This is a genomic window from Pseudomonas sp. GW458-11-26-14-LB4, assembly GCF_059423925.1.
This window is the reverse complement of the sequence record NZ_JBWKYU010000009.1, coordinates 207,685-227,098: the sequence shown is the minus strand read 5'-3', so window position 1 is coordinate 227,098 and position 19,414 is coordinate 207,685. Positions and strand designations below refer to the sequence as shown.

The window sequence follows — 19,414 nt, the reverse complement described above, 5'->3', positions numbered from 1 at the left end:
CGTGCTCCTCACAGGCATTTCTCTTACGAGTTTGGGCCGCATTGCGAGGTTCAGCCATTTCCCACTGCCACGGCACGAACGGTACGGCTATAGTTTGCAGGCCGACGAAGGCCCAACTGCACAAGGTGCTCCCGGAATGACCCGATTGACCTCTCTCAACCCTTGGCTGGCGGCCGTTGCCGTCGCCCTTTGCGTGCAGTTTCCGGCGCAGGCCCAGGAGCGTTTCACCCTCAGCATTCCCGGTGTGTCGGATAACCGCCTGTTCACCTCGGCGGCGGCCAGCGATGCGGCCGGTTGCGGCGGCAAGAACCAGTCGCCGGCCCTGAGCTGGAATGCCGGCCCCAGCGGAACCCTGAGCTACGCCATCGTCATGCACGATCCGGACGGCCAGAAAGGTTCGGGTGTCGATCACTGGATTCACTACGGGATCAAGGCCACGACCCGGCAGATTCCGGCGGGTGTCGGCGCCAAATCGGCCCTTGAAGGCGTCGGTGGCACCAACAGCAAAGGCACCACCAGCTACATCGGCCCGTGCCCGCCGGTGGGCGACAGCGCGCACCACTACATCATCCAGATCTACGCCCTGGATCTGGCCCCGGACGCCTTGCCGGCCGGCCTGACCCGCGCCCAGCTGATGGAAAAGATCAAAGGCCACGTGCTGCGCAACAGCAGTGCGGTGCGGCGTTATCACCGCTGAAAAAATTTCGGCGAGGTTTAACCCGAACTGACAGGGCTGCCCGTCTCAGGGGATGAATGGATCAATTCTTCCCCGAGGTCAGCCCCCATGTCCCTTCCTTCCACGCTTCTGCGCCCCCTTGCTGCCAGTGTGTTGCTGGTGGTTGCCGGTTGCGGTGTTTCCTCCAGCCCGGAAACCACCGTCGCGCCGCCTCCGGCGCAGACCGAACTGAAATCCTCCGTGCAGCCCGAATTGGTCATGGCCGATAGCGCGATGGCCAAGCGCAGTGCACTGGCGGCGCCGATCGCCAGTTTTGCACCGATGCCGGCCAGTGAAAGTTATCCACAAGGCTATCGTGACGAACAACGCGAGCAGTACGCCAAGCTGGCCGACAACCCGATCCACAGCGTCGCCGAAACCCCGGTCTCGACCTTTAGCGCCGATGTCGACACTGGCGCCTACGCCAATGTGCGGCGGCTACTCAATCAGGGGCGACTGCCGCCGGAAGGCGCGGTGCGGCTGGAAGAAATGGTCAATTACTTTCCCTACGACTACGCGCTGCCGAGCGATGGCTCGCCCTTCGGCGTGACCACCGAACTGGCCGCTTCGCCGTGGAACCCACACACACGCTTGCTGCGCATCGGCATCAAGGCCTCCGACCGCGCGGTGGCGGAACTGGCCCCGGCCAATCTGGTATTTCTGGTGGACGTGTCCGGCTCGATGGACCGTCGAGAAGGCTTGCCGCGGGTCAAAAGCACCTTGAAGTTGCTGGTCGATCAATTGCGCGAGCAGGATCGGGTATCGCTGGTGGTGTATGCCGGCGAATCCAGAGTGGTACTGGAGCCGACTTCCGGACGGGAAAAGGCGAAAATTCGCACAGCCATCGAGCAATTGACCGCCGGTGGCTCGACCGCTGGCGCTTCAGGCATCGAGTTGGCTTATCAGATGGCGCAGCAGGCGTTCATCCCCAAAGGGATCAACCGCATCCTGTTGGCCACCGACGGTGACTTCAACGTCGGCATCAGCGACTTCGATAGCCTGAAACAAATGGCTGTGGATAAACGCAAGACCGGGATTTCCCTGACCACCCTGGGTTTCGGTGTGGATAACTACAATGAACACCTGATGGAACAACTGGCCGATGCCGGTGACGGCAATTACGCCTACATCGACAACCTGCGCGAAGCGCGCAAGGTGCTGGTGGATCAACTCGGTTCGACCCTCGCCGTGGTAGCGAAAAACGTCAAGTTGCAGGTCGAGTTCAACCCGGCGCAGGTCAGCGAATACCGCCTGCTCGGTTACGAGAACCGCGCGTTGAAGCGTGAGGATTTCAGCAACGACAAGGTCTATGCCGGTGAAATCGGTGCAGGCCATACGGTGACGGCGTTGTATGAAATCGTCCCGACAGGCGAGAAGGGCTGGCTGGAACCGCTGCGTTACGGAAAAACCGATGCAGTGGTTTCCGAAAAGAAAGGAGAATTGGCAATGCTGCGTGTGCGATATCAAAAGCCTGAGGGTGGGAAAAGTCTGCTGATCGAGCGGCCGATTGCCAGTCAGGTTGCTCCGGCCAGTGAAGACCTGCGCTTTGCTGCCGCCGTCGCCGCGTTTTCCCAGCAACTCAAGGACGGTCGCTACACCGGCGATTTCAGCTTGAAGGACACCGAAGCCCTGGCGCGAGGTGCCCGTGGTGATGACCGTTTCGGCCTGCGCAACGAGTTCGTGCAGATGGTTGAACTGGCGCAGAGCCTGCGTACTTTTACTGCCTCCAACGCGATGTCCACTGAGCGACGGATTGAATAGTGAGCCGCCTCAAAGGCTTCATCACACAGCTGTTTGCCTCCGCCGACAGCCTTGAGGCCAGCAGCGACGAATCGCTGCTGGCCCGTTATCGCGAGGGTGACGGCAAGGCGTTCGAGATTCTGTACGCCCGTCATCGGCAAAGTCTTTATCGGTTTCTGCTCGGTTTGAGCGGCAAACCTGAACTGGCCGACGAGGTTTTCCAGGAGACCTGGCTGAGCCTGATCCGCAGTGCCAGTCAGCCACAAGGCCGGGCGACCTTTCGTACGTGGTTGTTCCAGATTGCCCGCAATCGCCTGATCGACCACTGGCGCAAACACGGCGCCCGGCAACCGTTGCATGACAGCTACGACGAACAGACCCACGCCGTCAGCGACGACGCCTCCGATCCCGAACAACTGCTCAACCTCAGCCGCGACAGCCAGCGCCTGGAGAGCGCTCTGCAATCCTTGCCCGCCGACCAGCGCGAAGTGTTCCTGCTGCGCGCCCACGGCGACCTCGACCTGGCGCAAATCGCCAGCCTCACCGAAACACCGCTGGAAACCGTCAAGAGCCGCTTGCGCTACGCCCAGCAAAAACTGCGTCGGCTGCTGGCCGAGGAGGTACTGACATGACGGACGCCCGCCCGACACCCGAAGAGCAACTGCTCAAGCATGTGCGCGAACAGCACGACGCCGAGCCGCCGGCGCATCTCGATGCGTTGATCCTCAACGCCGCCCGCCGTGAAACTCCGGCGCCACGGCAGAGCCTGTGGCAACGCTGGCTCAAGGCCTGCCAGCAACCGCGCTACCAGGTGGCCTTTGCCAGTCTGGTCGGCATCGCGCTGATGCTGTCGCTGGTGCAGCGCGCGCCGGAGCCCGTGGCTCAATTCGATTTCGCCCCTGCTGCGAAACCGGCCGCGCCTGTGGCCCGACAGGAGGCCCGGTCATTGTCGGCGCCCGTCGGCGCGCTTTCCGCGCCTGCACCCGCAATGGCTCCCGCGCCAATGGCGGAAATGGCCGCGCCGATGCAAAGCGAATCGATCAGCGCCGACACGGCGGACGAAGCCAAGGTCAGCAAGCGCGCCGCCGCCCCGGTCAACGGTCTCGACGAGCAACTGCGCGAAGTCCTGCGCCTGCGCGAGTCCGGCCAGTCGCAAGCGGCCGACAGCCTGTTCAACAACCTGCACAAGCGCTACCCGAACGTGAATCTCGACCTGCGACTGGAAAAAATCCGCAAGAACTGACCGTATCAGCCATCCGCCATTTGGCATTGACCCGCAAAAACGCGCACTATCGGGTCATTGCCGATGCGCTGGAGGATGCCGTGGCCCAAAAAATCGACCGCATCGCCCAAATGCTCAACTGCCCGGTGAAGGGTGAGGAACTGCGGCGGGCAGTGACGGAGAGTCGCAAGGAGTTTCTTCTGGCCAAACAGGCCGAAGAGGATCTGGAGCAAGACGTTCTCGATGATGACCTGATCGAGGACGAAGAAGACGATGATGAATACGACGAGTTTGACTGGACGACGGAGTGAGTCGCCAGTCAGCAGACACAAAAAAGCCCCGGACCTTGCAGTCCGGGGCTTTTTCGTTTTGTTCATGGCGCACCAGGCGGGATTCGAACCCACGACCCCTGCCTTCGGAGGGCAGTACTCTATCCAGCTGAGCTACTGGTGCAGCGGGCGACATCATACCTAGGTCGGCTCGGGGCGTCCATGCCGGGTTTTGGTGCGTATTGTCAGTGCGCATGTCGGTTGAAAAGCACTGCATTCCATAAAGCTGTAACGTCCTGCAAAAGGCTCGCTTGGCGCTTTTGAGAGGCTGTTCTATGGTTTCCCTGCGACCCGAGCTGTTGGTACGTTGATCTGAAATGTTCAGCAATTGCGGCGTTTTTGTTCTTTTTTTCGAACGCCCTATTGTCCTTCAACCCCTTTGAACCTAGGATTCGTTTGAGATTTCAAACGCTCCTTATCCAGGTGCTGAGCCGCACGCGTTTTGAGTCGTGCGCTATTGATGTGCCAGCCCGGTGAATGATTTCCCTGACGGCAGCCTTGCGAGGCGCCTTTCTACAATCATAATTTTGCTCCGCGCCTTGCGCGGTGCTGTTAAGGAAAGCCGACATGCAGCTTAAAGACACCCAGTTGTTCCGCCAGCAAGCCTTCATCGATGGCGCATGGGTCGACGCGGACAACGGTCAGACGATCAAGGTCAACAACCCGGCCACCGGCGAGATTCTGGGCACCGTGCCGAAGATGGGCGCTGCCGAAACCCGCCGCGCCATCGAAGCCGCCGACAAGGCGCTGCCGGCCTGGCGTGCACTGACCGCCAAGGAGCGTGCAGGCAAACTGCGTCGCTGGTTCGAACTGATGATCGAGAACCAGGACGACCTCGCTCGCCTGATGACCCTCGAGCAGGGCAAACCACTGGCCGAAGCCAAGGGCGAAATCGTTTACGCCGCTTCGTTCATCGAGTGGTTCGCCGAAGAAGCCAAGCGCATCTACGGTGACGTGATTCCGGGCCACCAGCCGGACAAGCGCCTGATCGTGATCAAGCAGCCGATCGGCGTTACCGCTGCCATCACCCCGTGGAACTTCCCGGCGGCGATGATCACCCGTAAAGCGGGCCCGGCCCTGGCTGCCGGTTGCACCATGGTGCTCAAGCCTGCTTCTCAAACCCCGTTCTCCGCATTCGCTCTGGCCGAACTGGCCCAGCGCGCCGGCATTCCTAAAGGTGTGTTCAGCGTGGTCTCCGGCAGCGCCGGCGACATCGGCAGCGAGCTGACCAGCAACCCGATCGTGCGCAAACTGTCCTTCACCGGCTCGACCGAAATCGGTCGTCAGTTGATGTCGGAATGCGCCAAGGACATCAAGAAAGTTTCCCTGGAACTGGGCGGCAACGCGCCATTCATCGTGTTCGACGACGCGGACCTGGATAAGGCCGTCGAAGGCGCGATTATTTCCAAGTACCGCAACAACGGCCAGACCTGCGTCTGCGCCAACCGTCTGTACATTCAGGATTCGGTCTACGACGCGTTCGCCGAGAAGCTGAAAGTGGCAGTCGCCAAGCTGAAGATCGGCAACGGTCTGGAAGAAGGCACCACCACTGGCCCGCTGATCGACGAGAAAGCCGTGGCCAAGGTGCAAGAGCACATCGCTGACGCGGTGAGCAAAGGCGCAACCGTTCTGGCCGGCGGCAAGCCGATGGAAGGCAACTTCTTCGAGCCGACCATCCTGACCAACGTGCCGAAAGACGCTGCCGTGGCCAAGGAAGAAACCTTCGGTCCGCTGGCGCCGCTCTTCCGCTTCAAAGACGAAGCCGACGTGATCGCGATGTCGAACGACACCGAGTTCGGTCTGGCTTCGTACTTCTACGCTCGCGACCTGGGCCGTGTGTTCCGTGTGGCTGAAGCCCTGGAATACGGCATGGTCGGCGTCAACACCGGGCTGATCTCCAACGAAGTCGCGCCGTTCGGCGGCATCAAGGCCTCGGGCCTGGGCCGTGAAGGCTCCAAGTACGGCATCGAAGATTACCTGGAAATCAAATACCTCTGCCTAGGCATCTAAGCCTCGGTAGAAGATCGCTGTAAACGCAAAGGGCACGAGAGCGCTGTCCCTTTGCGTCGTTTCAAACCGGAATTTTCTCTGCGGCCGGGAACGCCGTGGCAGTCGATCATCGCATGCTGCCACCGCCGATTCCTCCCGCTTTATCCTTGAACCACGCCGCCCGATGAGCGGCGAATGAGGACTGTAATGAGCAAGACTAACGCTGAACTGATGGCCCGTCGTACCGCAGCTGTTCCACGTGGTGTTGGCCAGATTCACCCGATCTTCGCCGAGTCCGCGAAAAACGCGACCGTGACCGACGTTGAAGGTCGTGAATTCATCGACTTTGCTGGCGGTATCGCTGTACTGAACACCGGCCACGTGCACCCGAAAATCATCGCCGCCGTGACCGAGCAGCTGAACAAGCTGACTCACACCTGCTTCCAGGTTCTGGCTTATGAGCCGTACGTTGAGCTGTGCGAGAAAATCAACGCTCGCGTACCGGGCGACTTCGCCAAGAAAACCCTGCTGGTGACCACCGGTTCCGAAGCCGTTGAAAACGCCGTGAAGATCGCTCGTGCCGCCACTGGCCGCGCTGGCGTGATCGCCTTCACCGGCGCTTACCACGGTCGCACCATGATGACCCTGGGCCTGACCGGTAAAGTCGTGCCTTACTCGGCCGGCATGGGCCTGATGCCAGGCGGCATCTTCCGCGCGCTGTACCCGAACGAACTGCACGGCGTGAGCATCGACGACTCGATCGCTTCCATCGAACGCATCTTCAAGAACGACGCCGAGCCGAAAGACATCGCCGCGATCATCATCGAGCCTGTACAGGGTGAAGGTGGTTTCTACGTCGCACCGAAAGAATTCATGAAGCGTCTGCGTGCCCTGTGCGACCAGCACGGCATCCTGCTGATCGCTGACGAAGTGCAGACCGGCGCTGGCCGTACCGGCACTTTCTTCGCCATGGAACAGATGGGTGTTGCTGCCGACCTGACCACCTTCGCCAAATCCATCGCTGGCGGCTTCCCGCTGGCCGGTGTGTGCGGCAAGGCCGAGTACATGGACGCCATCGCTCCAGGCGGCCTGGGCGGCACCTACGCCGGTAGCCCGATCGCTTGCGCCGCGGCCCTGGCCGTGATGGAAGTGTTCGAAGAAGAAAAACTGCTGGACCGCTGCAAGGCTGTCGGCGAGCGTCTGGTCACCGGCCTGAAAGCCATCCAGGCCAAGTACCCGGTGATCGGCGAAGTCCGTGCCCTGGGCGCGATGATTGCCGTCGAGCTGTTCGAAAACGGCGACAGCCACAAGCCAAACCCGACCGCCGTCGCGGCTGTCGTGGCCAAGGCGCGTGACAAGGGCCTGATCCTGCTGTCCTGCGGCACCTACGGCAACGTGCTGCGCGTCCTGGTACCGCTGACCTCGCCGGACGAGCAACTGGACAAAGGTCTGGCGATCATCGAAGAGTGCTTCTCGGAGCTGTAATCCGTAGCTCCGTGTGATCGGATCGACAAAAAACCCGCTTCGGCGGGTTTTTTCATGCCTGGAGAAACACGGGCGCGGTTTTCAGGTTGTACCGAATCGCCAGCATTGGCTAAGGTTCAAGCATTGCAAGGGAGGGCGAGCATGACGGCCGTCGATTTACCCGCTGTACCAAGAGTCCTGATTGCCGAGGCCGACCCGTGGTCTCGTGACCTGCTCAAACAAGTGTTGCTGAATGTGCGCTGCGATGCGCGGCTGGACCTGTGCGCCGATGGCCAGGAGGCAATGACGCTGCTCAGCGAAGTCCCCTATGACCTGGCGATCGTCGACTGGGAGTTGCCCGGCGTCGATGGCTTGAGCGTGTTGCGCAGTGTCCGCCAGCGCAAACGCAATCCGCCGCTGCCGTTCATTCTGATGAGCAGTCGCAACGACAGCGCCAGCGTGCGCGAAGCCCTGCCGCTGGCGCCGACCGCCTACCTGGCCAAACCCCTGAACATGGAAAGCCTGACCGAGCGTTTGCAGGGATTGCTGCTGAATGCCGGCGAAGAAGTGTTCTGTGAAGTACCGGCGCTGGCGCCGGGCATGACCCTCTCGGTTTTCCTCGAACGTCGCCGCGAGCAGGCCGACGGCGCACCGCTGATGACTGACGTGCAGGTGGCGGTCAAACGCAGCCTCAACCCCAACGGCCTGGACCTGAAGCTGCTGGAAGAGGAAATCCGCACCGATCCGCAGATCACCGCCGTGTTGATTGCAGCGTCGAACAGCGCCGCTCAGCATCATGGCGCGCCGGTGCAGACCCTGGCGCAGGCGCTGCATCGCCTGGGCACCGGGCAAAGCATGAATCTGATTCTTGGCCTTGCACTCAAACGCAGCGCCCGACTCAGCGACCCGTGCCTGGCGGATTACGCCGAGCGCTATTGGGGCTTGTCGCTGCACACCGCCGAGTACGCCCGCACCTTGGCGCGTCTGCTCGATCTGGATCAGGAACGCTGCTACTGCGCCGGGATGCTCCATCGCCTCGGCGATCTGGCGTTGCTGCGTTGTCTTCAAGAGTGGAAGCAGGCCGGCGGCGAGCTGGATGAACTGGAAGAAGTCGGCGATGCGCTGGCCGAATTCGGTGCGGCGTACGGTTCGGCGTTGCGCACTCGCTGGCGCCTGCCGCTGGAACTGCGCGAGCTGATTGCCTCGGTCTACCAGCTCGGTGGCGGGGTGTATTCCCGCGAGGCACTGGTGATGAACATGGCGGCGCAGATGGCGCGGCTGACCGAGCATGAGGGCGTTGAGGAGCTGGCGAAGAGCCGCACGGCGCGCTTGCTCAAAATCGGCTTGCCGGAGCTGATGCGGATGCGCAAATAGCGGCTTGATTGCGCATCCGCTCTTGAATCAGGCGGAAATGATCCGGTTCTTGCCCTGCCGTTTGGCCTCGTACATCGCCGCGTCTGCGCGGGCGAACAGGGTGTCGAGGCTTTCATCTTCCGGGGTAAGGCTGGTCAGGCCCTGGCTGACGGTGATGCCGAACGTCTGATCACCGTGGTTGAAGTTCAAGCGCTGAATTTCCCGTTGCAGCCGTTCGGCCACCTGCATCGCCATGTCCGGCGCACAGCCCGGGAAAACCGCAGCAAACTCTTCACCGCCAATCCGCCCGAACAGGTCGCCCCGGCGTAACGAGGCACGACCGCATTCGGCGATCCGTTGCAGCACGTTGTCGCCCTCGGGATGGCCGTAAGTGTCGTTGATCACTTTGAAGTCATCGATGTCCAGCAGCAGAAACGCCATTTGCGCACCTTGCAGGCGGGCTTGTTCAAATTCCCGGTGGGCGCATTCGAAGAAGTGCCGGCGATTGCTGCTCTGGGTAAGCACGTCGGTGGTGGCCAGGCGTTGCAGCTCGGTTTCCATCTGCTTCTTGTCAGTGATGTCTTCGGCGATGCCGACGATGATCACCGGTTGCCCCGGTTCGTCCTGACGGTTGATGAAGCATTTGTCGCTGATCCAGCGTACCTGGCCGTCGGCGGCGATGATCCGGTATTCGCGGTCTTCCACGGCGCCTTTGTGCAGCACTTCGGCGAGGCTGCGTTCGGCGTATTCCAGATCGTCCGGGTAGATGCTGTCGCGCCACTGGTTGTAGTCGGCCAGCAGCAGGGCGGCGGAGCGGCCGAAAATCCGTTCGTAGGCGGGGCTGACATACAGCACCTGACGGGTTTCCCAGTTGAAGGCCCAAAGCACGGCATTGACGCTCACCAGCAGCGAGCTGAACAGTTGCTCGCGTTCGCTCAGCCGGGCGACTTCGCCCTGGGCGTGCATCAATGCCATCAGGGTTTGCGCGGCCTCGGGCCACTGGGGAGGGGATGAGTCTTTTTGATTGTTGTTGACCATCGACACGAATCTCAAAGGGCGTGCCGGGAAGTCGACAACGGCCACGGGAAAGCCCGCCGGGGGTGGCGAAGTGTCTTTGAGATAGGGGAACGGGGGTGAAGTTCCGAAGGGTGCGCCCTGGAACGGGGCGCACCGATCAACGGCATCAGGCGGCGACAGGGCGCAGCGAGTAGGTTTTCAACTGGTCGGCGAATTCACGCAGGGACTGGATGCCGCTGGCCTCGGCCTCGTGTACCCATTCCTTGATGGCGGCGAGCATGTCGTGGCCATTTGCGCTGGTCTTGACCCAGATCTGCTGCAGGGCCAGACGTTTCTCGTAGATTACCTTCAGCGCCTGGCTGTGCTCGAGCATGTTCTGGATGCGCGCGTGGTGGCGATCTTCCAGCAGGCTGGTTTCTCGCGACAGCAGGCGTTTGGCCCGGTGGAACTGGTGGCGTACGGAATGATCGACCTTGGCCAGTTCCTGCTTCACCAACGGGCCGATCACCAGCTTGCGGTACTGGGCCATGATCTGGAAGCGGTTGTTGAGGATCGCCATGGCGGTGTCCATGTCCAGGCTGCCCTTGCCTTCGACGCGGTGGGCGATTGGCGCAACACGCTGGACCTTGGCCAGACGCAGGAAGCTGAAGACCTGGATCCAGGCCCAGCCGAGGTCGAACTCCCACTTCTTGACCGACAGCTTGGCCGAGTTGGGGTAGGTGTGATGGTTGTTGTGCAGTTCTTCGCCGCCGATCAGGATGCCCCAAGGCACCAGATTGGTCGCCGCGTCGCGGCATTCGAAGTTGCGGTAGCCGACGGCATGGCCGAGACCGTTGACCACGCCGGCCGCCCAGACCGGAATCCACATCATCTGGATCGCCCAGATGGTGATGCCGATGGTGCCGAACAGCAACAGGTCGACGACGGCCATGATCGCCACGCCCAGCAGCCGGTAGCGGCTGTAGAGGTTGCGCTCGATCCAGTCTTCGGGGCAGTTCTTGCCGTAGATGCGCAGGGTTTCCGGGTTCTGCGCTTCTTCGCGGTACAGCTCGGCACCTTTGCGCAGGACCGTGGACAGACCCTTGACGACCGGACTGTGCGGGTCATCTTCGGTTTCGCATTTGGCGTGGTGTTTGCGGTGGATGGCGGTCCACTCGCGGGTGTTCTGCGCCGTGGTCAGCCACAGCCAGAAACGGAAGAAATGCTTCAGCCCGGCATTCAGCTCCAGAGAGCGATGGGCCGAGTAGCGGTGCAAGTAGACCGTGACGGCAACGATCGTCACGTGGGTCATCACCAGGGTGACGGCGACCAGCGACCAGGCCGACAAGCCAAGAAAACCTTCGTACCACATAGGCTATAGGGCCCTCGATAAAGAAAAAACAGCCGTTGCATTATCACCAAGCACACAGATAAAACCAGTCGCCCTTTCAGATAAGAGATGGCTGGATGTTTCTTGACCTATAATCCCGACATTTTTGTAGGGACATGGACGGCCGAATGTCTGCCACTTACCGCGATGCCTTGCGTGCAGCGCTGCTTTACCTGGTCCTTGCCGTGGTCTGGCTGCAAGGTACTGGTTATTTATTGAACAGTTTCTTCGATAGCTCTGACGAGTTGCTGCGCTGGCAACTGATCAACGGCTACCTGTTCGTGGCGCTCAGCGCCGGGTTGATCTTCCTGGCCCGGGCGCGGCTGTTCGAATGCCTGGGCATCGGCGCCCGATTGCGTGAACGCCAGGCGGATCGCGAACGCCTGCGTCAGGCCGCTGCGGTATTCGATTGCACCCGCGAAGGCGTGCTGGTCACGGACCGGCAGGGGCTGATCGTGCACGTCAACCGTGCGTTCATGGAAATCACCGGTTATCAGCGCGAGGAAGTCATTGGCCAGCAGCCCAGCCTGTTCAAGTCCGGGCACCATCCGCCGGGGTTCTATCAGGCGATGTTCGCTTCTTTACAGGCGCGGGACGAATGGAGCGGCGAGATCTGGAACCGGCGTAAAAGCGGCGAGATCTACCCGCAGTGGCAGACGATCCGGGTGATCCGCGACGAAGACGGTCGGCTCAGCCACTACGTCGCGGTGTTCTCAGACATCAGCGCGATCAAAGATTCCGAGCATGAACTCAAGCACCTGGCCCACCACGATCCGCTGACCGACCTGCCCAACCGCCTGCTGTTCAGCGATCGCGCCGAACAGGCGCTGGCATCGGCGCAGACCCACAAGCGCGGTTGCGCGCTGCTGATGATCGATCTGGACCATTTCAAACTGATCAACGACAGCCTCGGCCACAATATCGGTGACCGTCTGCTCAAAGCGGTCGCCGCACGTTTGCAGGCATTGTTCGGGCCGGGCATCACCCTGGCGCGGCTGGGCGGCGACGAGTTCGCGGTCCTGCTGGAAAGTTGTCCACAGCCGGCGCAGGCGGCGGCGCTGGCTCAGCGCATTCTCGATGCGCTCAAGGAGCCGTTCTGCCTCGACGGACATGAGCTGTTCATCAACGCCAGTCTCGGCATCAGCCTGTTTCCCAGCGATGCACTGAGTGCCGAACAGCTGTTGCGCAACGCCGACGCGGCGCTGTTCAAGGCCAAGAGCAGTGGCCGCAACGGTTACGCGCTGTACACCGAAGAACTCACGGCCCACGCCCAGCAGCGGGTCGAAATCGCCTTCGAATTACGCCGCGCGCTGGAACAGCAGGAGCTGCGGGTCTACTACCAACCGGTACACGACCTGAAAACCAGTCGCCTGATCGGCGTCGAGGCGCTGGTGCGCTGGGAGCATCCGCAGCGAGGCCTGGTTTCGCCGGCAGAGTTCATCCCGATTGCCGAGCGCACCGGGCTGATCTCGGAAATCGACGCCTGGGTCATGCAGCAGGCCTGTCGGCAGATGTGCAAATGGCAGCAGGCCGGGGTGGTGCTGTCGTTTGTCGCGGTTAACGTGTCCTCGCGGTTATTCGCTCGCCGCGAGTTGTATCAGCAGGTGGCGCAGGTGCTGCACGAAACCGGTCTGGATCCGGCCTATCTGGAACTGGAGGTCACCGAAAGCGCGGTGATGGACGATCCGGAGGTCGCGCTGGAGCAGATGCATCGTCTGCGCGAGCTGGGCATTCGTCTGGCCATCGACGACTTCGGCACCGGTTATTCGTCGTTGCTGCGGCTCAAGCGCCTGCCGGTGCAGAAGCTCAAGATCGATCAGGGATTCGTCGCCGGCCTGCCGTGGGACGAGGACGACGCGGCGATCGTCCGGGTGATTATCGCCCTGGCCCGCAGCATGGGCATGCAGGTGCACGCCGAGGGCATCGAGCAGGCGGAACAGGCGACGTTCCTGCTGGGCCAGGCCTGTGATCTGGGGCAGGGCTACTGGTTCGGGCGGCCGGTTCCGGAAGCGCAAATCGACTGGAATCGGGCGCCCTTGATCGGTTAAGGGCGGCCTGCGGCGGGTTTGTCGGCGGGCAAATCCGCCGCAAACCCTTGCTGCATCACATAATGTTTTCCAGTTATATAAACATTCTTAAATAGTCTTTTTAAGAATATCCGCGCCTCTCTTATATTGCTCCCACGCCGAATGCAGTGCCGCCCACTGCCAGGCATATCCCATACAAAGGAGCAGCACCATGAGCGCATCCCTGCGTAGCGTTGACGGTCAGGACGAAAGCACCATTTTGCGCGAAATCCAGAGCGCCTTGCGCGACCTGCGTTTCGGCGCGGTGGAAATCACTGTGCATAACGCCCAGGTGGTCCAGATCGAACGCAAAGAGAAATTCCGTCTGCAGCAACCGGGTAACAAACCGGCCTGATTCGTAGTCTGCGGCAGCTCCTGCGGGGAGCTGTTGGCAGAAGCTGCCACAGGCTGCGGTCGTTGAATGAGCAACCCGATTCCAGCAATCCATAAGAAAAAGCCACCACCAAGAATTCCAGGAGCTTTCACCATGTCGTCGATTCGCCGTTACGCTTTGGCCGCCCTGGCCAGTGCTGTGTTTGCCGGTTCCGCGGTTGCCAAGGATTACGAACTGCTCAACGTGTCGTATGACCCGACGCGCGAGCTGTATCAGGACTACAACGCCGAGTTCGTGAAGTACTGGCAGTCGGAGCACGCCGGCGACACCGTGAAAATCCAGCAATCCCACGGCGGTTCGGGCAAGCAGGGCCGTGCGGTGATCGATGGTCTGCGCGCCGATGTCGTGACCCTGGCCCTGGCCGGCGACATCGACGAAATCGCCAAACTCGGCAAGACCCTGCCGGCCGACTGGCAGAAGCGTCTGCCGGAAGCCAGCACTCCGTACACCTCGACCATTGTGTTCCTGGTGCGCAAGGGCAACCCGAAAGGCATCAAGGACTGGGGCGACCTGGTCAAGAACGACGTCTCGGTGATTACCCCGAACCCGAAAACTTCCGGCGGTGCGCGCTGGAACTTCCTCGCCGCGTGGGCCTACGGCCTGAAAGCCAACGGCGGCAACGAAGCCAAAGCCAAGGAATACGTACAGACCCTGTTCAAGCACGTTCCGGTTCTGGACACCGGCGCCCGTGGCTCGACCATCACCTTCGTCAACAACGGTCAGGGTGACGTGTTGCTGGCCTGGGAAAACGAAGCCTTCCTGGCGCTGAAAGAAGACGGCGGCAAGGACAAGTTCGACATCGTCGTGCCTTCGCTGTCGATCCTCGCCGAACCACCGGTGGCCGTGGTCGACAAGAACGCCGAGAAGAAGGGCAACGAGCAGATCGCCGAAGCCTACCTCAAGCACCTGTACAGCCCGGCCGGCCAGGAAATCGCGGCGAAGAACTTCTACCGTCCGCGTGACAAGGACGTGGCTGCCAAGTACGCCCAGCAGTTCCCGAAACTGGAACTGGTGACCATCGACAAGGACTTCGGCGGCTGGAAAACCGCACAGCCGAAATTCTTCAACGACGGTGGCGTGTTCGACCAGATCTATCAGGCGCAGTAATCTGAAATAGGTCATAAACGCGCCCCGATTTAACCGTCGGGGCTTTGTGCGTTCTCAAACCAAGGACTTTTATGTCGCGTCGTATCTCCCCCGTCATACCCGGCTTCGGGCTGACGCTGGGCTACACCTTGGTGTACCTCAGCCTGATTGTGCTTATCCCGCTGGCGGCGATGTTCGTCCACGCCGCCCAACTCACCTGGGATCAGTTCTGGACGATCATCTCCGCGCCCCGCGTTCTCGCCGCATTGAAGCTGAGCTTCGGCACCGCACTGTGCGCCGCGATCATCAACGGCATCATCGGCACGTTGCTGGCCTGGGTGCTGGTGCGCTACACGTTCCCGGGACGCAAGGTGATCGACGCGATGATCGATCTGCCGTTCGCCCTGCCGACCGCCGTGGCCGGTATTGCGCTGACGGCGCTGTACACGCCGACCGGGCTGGTCGGGCAGTTCGCCGCCGACCTCGGTTTCAAGATCGCCTACACCCCGCTCGGGATTACCCTGGCGCTGACCTTCGTGACCTTGCCCTTCGTGGTGCGCACGGTGCAGCCGGTGCTGGCCGACATCCCGCGTGAGGTCGAAGAAGCGGCCGCGTGCCTCGGTGCCAAACCGTTGCAGGTGTTCCGCCACATTCTGCTGCCGGCGCTGTTGCCGGCCTGGCTGACCGGTTTTGCCCTGGCGTTCGCCCGTGGCGTCGGCGAGTACGGTTCGGTGATTTTCATCGCCGGCAACATGCCGATGAAAACCGAGATCCTGCCGCTGCTGATCATGGTCAAGCTCGACCAGTACGATTACACCGGCGCTACCTCCATCGGCGTGTTGATGCTGGTGGTTTCCTTCGTCCTGTTGCTGCTGATCAACTTGCTGCAGCGGCGCATCGAAACCCCATAAGGAGGCGCGAACCATGTCCCAATCGTCTATTGCGGCCGCTTCCTCGGCCAACGCCGCCCGCCGTGGCAGCGCCACTTCGCGGCGGATCCTGATCGGCCTCGGCTGGCTGATTTTCTTCCTGTTTCTGCTGCTGCCGCTGTTCATCGTGGTGTCGCAGGGATTGAAGAACGGCCTTGGCGCGTTCTTCACCGCGATCTTTGAGCCGGATGCCTTGTCGGCCCTGAAACTCACCGTGATTGCGGTGCTGATTTCGGTGCCGCTGAACCTGGTGTTCGGCGTCAGCGCCGCATGGTGCGTGAGCAAATACTCGTTCCGTGGCAAAAGTATGCTGGTGACGCTGATCGACCTTCCGTTCTCGGTGTCGCCGGTGATCGCAGGTCTGGTCTACGTGTTGATGTTCGGCGCCCAGGGCCTGTTCGGGCCGTGGCTGCAGGATCACGACATCCAGATCGTCTTCGCCCTGCCGGGCATCGTGCTGGCGACGATCTTCGTCACCGTGCCGTTCGTGGCCCGTGAGCTGATCCCGCTGATGCAGGAACAAGGCACTCAGGAGGAGGAAGCCGCGCGTCTGCTCGGCGCCAATGGCTGGCAGATGTTCTGGCACGTGACCGTCCCCAACATCAAATGGGGCCTGATCTATGGCGTGGTGCTGTGTACCGCGCGGGCCATGGGTGAGTTCGGTGCGGTGTCGGTGGTCTCCGGGCACATTCGCGGGGTGACCAACACCTTGCCGCTGCACGTCGAGATCCTCTACAACGAATACAACCACGTGGCCGCGTTCGCCGTGGCGAGCCTGTTGCTGATCCTGGCGCTCTTCATCCTGCTGCTCAAGCAGTGGAGCGAAAACCGTATCAACCGCCTGCGCGCCAGCGCCGCGGAGGAATAATTCATGTCGATCGAAGTGCGTAACGTCAGCAAGAATTTCAATGCGTTCAAGGCGCTGGACAACATCAGCCTGGACATCCACAGCGGTGAACTGGTAGCGCTGCTCGGCCCGTCGGGCTGCGGCAAGACCACGTTGCTGCGCATTATTGCCGGTCTGGAAACCCCGGATAACGGCAACATCGTGTTCCACGGCGAAGACGTATCCGGCCACGACGTGCGGGATCGCAATGTCGGTTTCGTGTTCCAGCACTACGCCCTGTTCCGCCACATGACCGTATTCGACAACGTCGCGTTCGGCCTGCGCATGAAGCCGAAGAACCAGCGCCCGACTGAAAGCCAGATCGCGACCAAGGTCCACGAGCTGCTGAACATGGTGCAACTGGACTGGCTGTCGGATCGTTATCCGGAGCAACTGTCCGGCGGCCAGCGTCAGCGTATCGCGCTGGCCCGCGCCCTGGCGGTAGAGCCGAAAGTGCTGCTGCTCGACGAGCCGTTCGGCGCCCTCGACGCCAAGGTGCGCAAAGAGCTGCGCCGCTGGCTGGCGCGCCTGCACGAAGACATCAACCTGACCTCGGTGTTCGTGACCCACGACCAGGAAGAGGCGATGGAAGTGGCCGACCGCATCGTGGTGATGAACAAAGGTGTGATCGAGCAGATCGGCTCACCGGGCGACGTCTACGAAAACCCGGCCAGCGATTTCGTCTATCACTTCCTCGGCGATTCGAACCGCCTGCATCTGGGCGATGACAATCACGTGCTGTTCCGTCCGCACGAAGTGTCGCTGTCGCGGCATGAGCTGGAGGATCACCACGCCGCTGAAGTCCGCGATATCCGGCCGCTGGGCGCGACCACGCGGGTGACGTTGAAGGTTGAGGGGCAGAGCGATCTGATCGAGGCGGAAGTGGTGAAGGACCACGACAGCCTGACCGGTTTGGCGAAAGGTGAGACGTTGTTCTTCAAGCCGAAGGTCTGGCAGAAAGTCGCCAACGTTTGATCTCGCTCGTTCCCACGCTCTGCGTGGGAACGCCGCTATGGACGCTCCGCATCCACTGTGACGCGGAGCGTCACGGGATTCATTCCCACGCAGAGCGTGGGAACGAGCGAGCCGGGCAGTGGTTCAGACAGCCGCACGATTCGGATTGACCCGCACCACACCCGCCCGCGCCTCGATCTGCTCTTTCAGCTCATGCCGCATCCCGAGCATGAACGCCAGCTCGGCCACTACAAACAGCGGCCCGACAATCAGTCCGCTCAAGTCATCGACAAACGCCGGTTTGCGCCCTTCATAGTGGTGCCCGACAAACTGGATCGCCCAGCCGATCACGAACATCGCCAGACCGCTGCTGAGCCAGACCATGGTGCTCTGCTGCGCCAATACATGTCCGGCCCAGACCGATAGCCCCATCAACACGGTCATCAAAACCCCGAGCTTCAGTTCCAGACGCAGGTAAAACCACGCCGAAGCAAGGGCAGCGATCACCGCCGGGGAGATCCACAATCCGCCCACCGACCATTCCGGCCGCGACAACAGCACGGCCACCGCCACCACAATCAGCGGAATCCCGATAAAGTGGCTGGCGATGTTGCGCGGGTCACGGTGGTAAGCGGCGTATTGACTCAAATGATCGACGAGGCTTTTCATTGTTGTTCCTCCTGTAGGGTGATCGAATCATGCCCCGGGTTCACGGCTCGCTCTGTCAGGCAGGCGACAGTCTTTAGGAGAACGCATGGATAAGGTCTGGCGCGAGCGCCTGCTGACCGGGCAATGGTTCAGTCATCTGCCTTCGTCCTTTCAGGATAGTCTGCTGGCAGCGGCCCGGGAGCGGCGGCTGGCGGCGGGGCAGCGGCTGTTCCAGCGCGGTGATGCGCCGTGCGGGCTGTACGCGGTGCTCGACGGCGCGGTACGCATCGGCGCGGTCAGCGAGCAGGGCAAGGAGGCGTTGCTGAGCCTGGTGGAAGCGCCGCACTGGTTCGGCGAAATCTGCCTGTTCGACGGCCAGCCCCGCACCCATGACGCTTACGCGGTCGGGCCTTGCACCCTGCTGAACATTCCCCAGGCCACGCTGCTTAAACTGCTCGACGAGCATCCCGTCTACTGGCGACATCTGGCCTTGCTGATGAGCCACAAACTGCGCCTGACCTTCATCAATCTCGAACAGCTGAGCCTGCTGCCGGCCCCGGCGCGTCTGGCTCATCGCCTGCTGATGATCGCCGAAGGCTACGGCGAACTGGATCCGCCACGCCGGGTGCTGCAACTGCCCCAGGAGCAGTTGGCGTCGATGCTGTCGTTGTCGCGGCAGACCACCAACCAGATCCTCAAGGACTTGAAAGATCAGGGAGTTATTGGTCTCGGCTATGGGGAAATCGAGATTCTGGACATGGAAAAACTGCGTGCCACCTGTCAGATCTGACAGTGGTGGGCTCCTATTGGGCGGTGTACAACAAGTGTGTCAAATACGACCGCCCAAGGAGTTGGAACCGATGAACAGTAAAGCTACCGGCACCGCTGATTACTCTAACCTCCCTATCAATAAAGGCGTCCCCGCACCAGTCGTTGTCAAACCCCAAGGTGACGTCAACAACCCGGTTGAATTTTCGGGTACTGGTCTGGCTGGGTGGTGGGTATGGATCATGAAAGTTCCGATTGATGGTTACTCGTTTGCTTCAACTCAAGTCGGCCCGGATGGTATTTGGTCTGTGAAAGAGAAACTGCTTGCAGCTGAATATGAGGCTTTCGCTGTGCAGACGGATAATCGTGAAAGGTCTGATTGGAGCCCGTTTTTCAAGTTCAAGGTCGAATAAGGACGCACCAGCCGCAAGCTGATTTCCAATCCTGCCGCACTGGGACGGTTAGTGAAGTAGAAAGCCCCTGAA

The 19,414-nt window shown here is 61.2% G+C and carries 19 protein-coding genes and 1 tRNA gene; 16 read left to right on the top strand and 4 right to left on the bottom strand.

Translation table 11 applies throughout. The features are described from left to right. Positions 1-136 precede the first annotated feature (136 nt). The 5 genes from AC07XZ_RS14685 to AC07XZ_RS14665 all read left to right on the top strand — a co-directional run bounded on the left by AC07XZ_RS14685 (position 137) and on the right by AC07XZ_RS14665 (position 3,988). Positions 137-697, top strand: a complete 561-nt coding sequence (locus tag AC07XZ_RS14685) for a YbhB/YbcL family Raf kinase inhibitor-like protein (protein WP_102687455.1) — start codon at positions 137-139, stop codon at positions 695-697. Between the two features lie 87 nt (positions 698-784). Then, complete coding sequence (locus tag AC07XZ_RS14680) at positions 785-2,476, top strand: vWA domain-containing protein (RefSeq protein ID WP_102687456.1); 1,692 nt, start codon at positions 785-787, stop codon at positions 2,474-2,476. 29 nt (positions 2,477-2,505) lie between these two features. Then, positions 2,506-3,087, top strand: a complete 582-nt coding sequence (locus AC07XZ_RS14675) for an RNA polymerase sigma factor (RefSeq protein WP_219733610.1) — start codon at positions 2,506-2,508, stop codon at positions 3,085-3,087. After that, on the top strand, positions 3,084-3,698 hold the full coding sequence (locus tag AC07XZ_RS14670; protein WP_102687458.1) for a hypothetical protein: 615 nt from the start codon (positions 3,084-3,086) through the stop codon (positions 3,696-3,698). The genes AC07XZ_RS14675 and AC07XZ_RS14670 overlap by 4 nt, the downstream gene beginning before the upstream one ends. Positions 3,699-3,718: 20 nt before the next feature. Beyond that, on the top strand, positions 3,719-3,988 hold the full coding sequence (locus AC07XZ_RS14665) for a hypothetical protein (RefSeq protein WP_219733607.1): 270 nt from the start codon (positions 3,719-3,721) through the stop codon (positions 3,986-3,988). Between the two features lie 65 nt (positions 3,989-4,053). On the opposite strand, the gene AC07XZ_RS14660 is transcribed toward AC07XZ_RS14665, so the two are convergent. Further along, a tRNA-Arg gene (locus tag AC07XZ_RS14660) sits at positions 4,054-4,130 on the bottom strand. Positions 4,131-4,573: 443 nt separating this feature from the next. Here AC07XZ_RS14660 and gabD point away from each other — a divergent pair. The 3 genes from gabD to AC07XZ_RS14645 all read left to right on the top strand — a co-directional run bounded on the left by gabD (position 4,574) and on the right by AC07XZ_RS14645 (position 8,833). Next, positions 4,574-6,016 carry an NADP-dependent succinate-semialdehyde dehydrogenase gene (gene gabD, locus AC07XZ_RS14655; protein WP_011331898.1) on the top strand — a complete coding sequence of 481 codons (1,443 nt, stop codon included), beginning with the start codon at positions 4,574-4,576 and terminating at the stop codon, positions 6,014-6,016. A gap of 186 nt (positions 6,017-6,202) precedes the next feature. Continuing rightward, entirely contained in the window at positions 6,203-7,480 is a 1,278-nt protein-coding gene (gabT, locus tag AC07XZ_RS14650) for a 4-aminobutyrate--2-oxoglutarate transaminase (protein WP_007957613.1), read from the top strand. Between the two features lie 141 nt (positions 7,481-7,621). Continuing rightward, positions 7,622-8,833, top strand: a complete 1,212-nt coding sequence (locus AC07XZ_RS14645; protein WP_102687459.1) for a response regulator — start codon at positions 7,622-7,624, stop codon at positions 8,831-8,833. A 27-nt stretch (positions 8,834-8,860) separates the two neighbouring features. On the opposite strand, the gene AC07XZ_RS14640 is transcribed toward AC07XZ_RS14645, so the two are convergent. Both AC07XZ_RS14640 and desA read right to left on the bottom strand, forming a co-directional pair. Then, the gene (locus tag AC07XZ_RS14640) at positions 8,861-9,850 is read right to left on the bottom strand and encodes a GGDEF domain-containing protein (protein WP_102687460.1); all 990 of its coding nucleotides are present in this window, start codon (positions 9,848-9,850) and stop codon (positions 8,861-8,863) included. 145 nt (positions 9,851-9,995) lie between these two features. After that, complete coding sequence (desA, locus tag AC07XZ_RS14635; RefSeq protein WP_039772978.1) at positions 9,996-11,180, bottom strand: delta-9 fatty acid desaturase DesA; 1,185 nt, start codon at positions 11,178-11,180, stop codon at positions 9,996-9,998. Between the two features lie 146 nt (positions 11,181-11,326). On the opposite strand from desA, the gene dibA reads away from it, so the two are divergent. The 6 genes from dibA (at position 11,327) to AC07XZ_RS14605 (ending at position 17,534) form a co-directional block, all read left to right on the top strand. After that, positions 11,327-13,246, top strand: coding sequence for a phosphodiesterase DibA (gene dibA / locus AC07XZ_RS14630; RefSeq protein WP_102687461.1), 1,920 nt, complete (start codon positions 11,327-11,329; stop codon positions 13,244-13,246). Positions 13,247-13,436: 190 nt separating this feature from the next. Then, positions 13,437-13,619 (top strand): sulfur starvation response protein OscA, encoded by a 183-nt coding sequence (oscA, locus tag AC07XZ_RS14625; RefSeq protein WP_007952821.1) that lies wholly within the window; start codon positions 13,437-13,439, stop codon positions 13,617-13,619. A gap of 132 nt (positions 13,620-13,751) precedes the next feature. Further along, positions 13,752-14,765 (top strand): sulfate ABC transporter substrate-binding protein, encoded by a 1,014-nt coding sequence (locus AC07XZ_RS14620; RefSeq protein ID WP_007952819.1) that lies wholly within the window; start codon positions 13,752-13,754, stop codon positions 14,763-14,765. A gap of 71 nt (positions 14,766-14,836) precedes the next feature. Further along, positions 14,837-15,655, top strand: coding sequence for a sulfate ABC transporter permease subunit CysT (gene cysT, locus AC07XZ_RS14615; RefSeq protein ID WP_007952818.1), 819 nt, complete (start codon positions 14,837-14,839; stop codon positions 15,653-15,655). Positions 15,656-15,668: 13 nt separating this feature from the next. After that, entirely contained in the window at positions 15,669-16,541 is an 873-nt protein-coding gene (gene cysW, locus AC07XZ_RS14610; RefSeq protein WP_064361637.1) for a sulfate ABC transporter permease subunit CysW, read from the top strand. A 3-nt stretch (positions 16,542-16,544) separates the two neighbouring features. Beyond that, entirely contained in the window at positions 16,545-17,534 is a 990-nt protein-coding gene (locus AC07XZ_RS14605; protein WP_102687462.1) for a sulfate/molybdate ABC transporter ATP-binding protein, read from the top strand. Positions 17,535-17,657: 123 nt separating this feature from the next. Here AC07XZ_RS14605 and AC07XZ_RS14600 read toward each other — a convergent pair whose 3' ends face one another. After that, a complete protein-coding gene (locus tag AC07XZ_RS14600) occupies positions 17,658-18,182 on the bottom strand; it encodes an Mpo1 family 2-hydroxy fatty acid dioxygenase (RefSeq protein ID WP_102687463.1) in 525 nt (174 codons plus the stop codon). Between the two features lie 85 nt (positions 18,183-18,267). Here AC07XZ_RS14600 and AC07XZ_RS14595 point away from each other — a divergent pair, with 85 nt between their 5' ends. Together AC07XZ_RS14595 and AC07XZ_RS14590 are read left to right on the top strand one after the other, a co-directional pair. Continuing rightward, complete coding sequence (locus AC07XZ_RS14595) at positions 18,268-18,951, top strand: Crp/Fnr family transcriptional regulator (protein ID WP_102687464.1); 684 nt, start codon at positions 18,268-18,270, stop codon at positions 18,949-18,951. Between the two features lie 70 nt (positions 18,952-19,021). Beyond that, positions 19,022-19,342, top strand: a complete 321-nt coding sequence (locus tag AC07XZ_RS14590; RefSeq protein ID WP_102687465.1) for a hypothetical protein — start codon at positions 19,022-19,024, stop codon at positions 19,340-19,342. Positions 19,343-19,414: the final 72 nt, after the last annotated feature.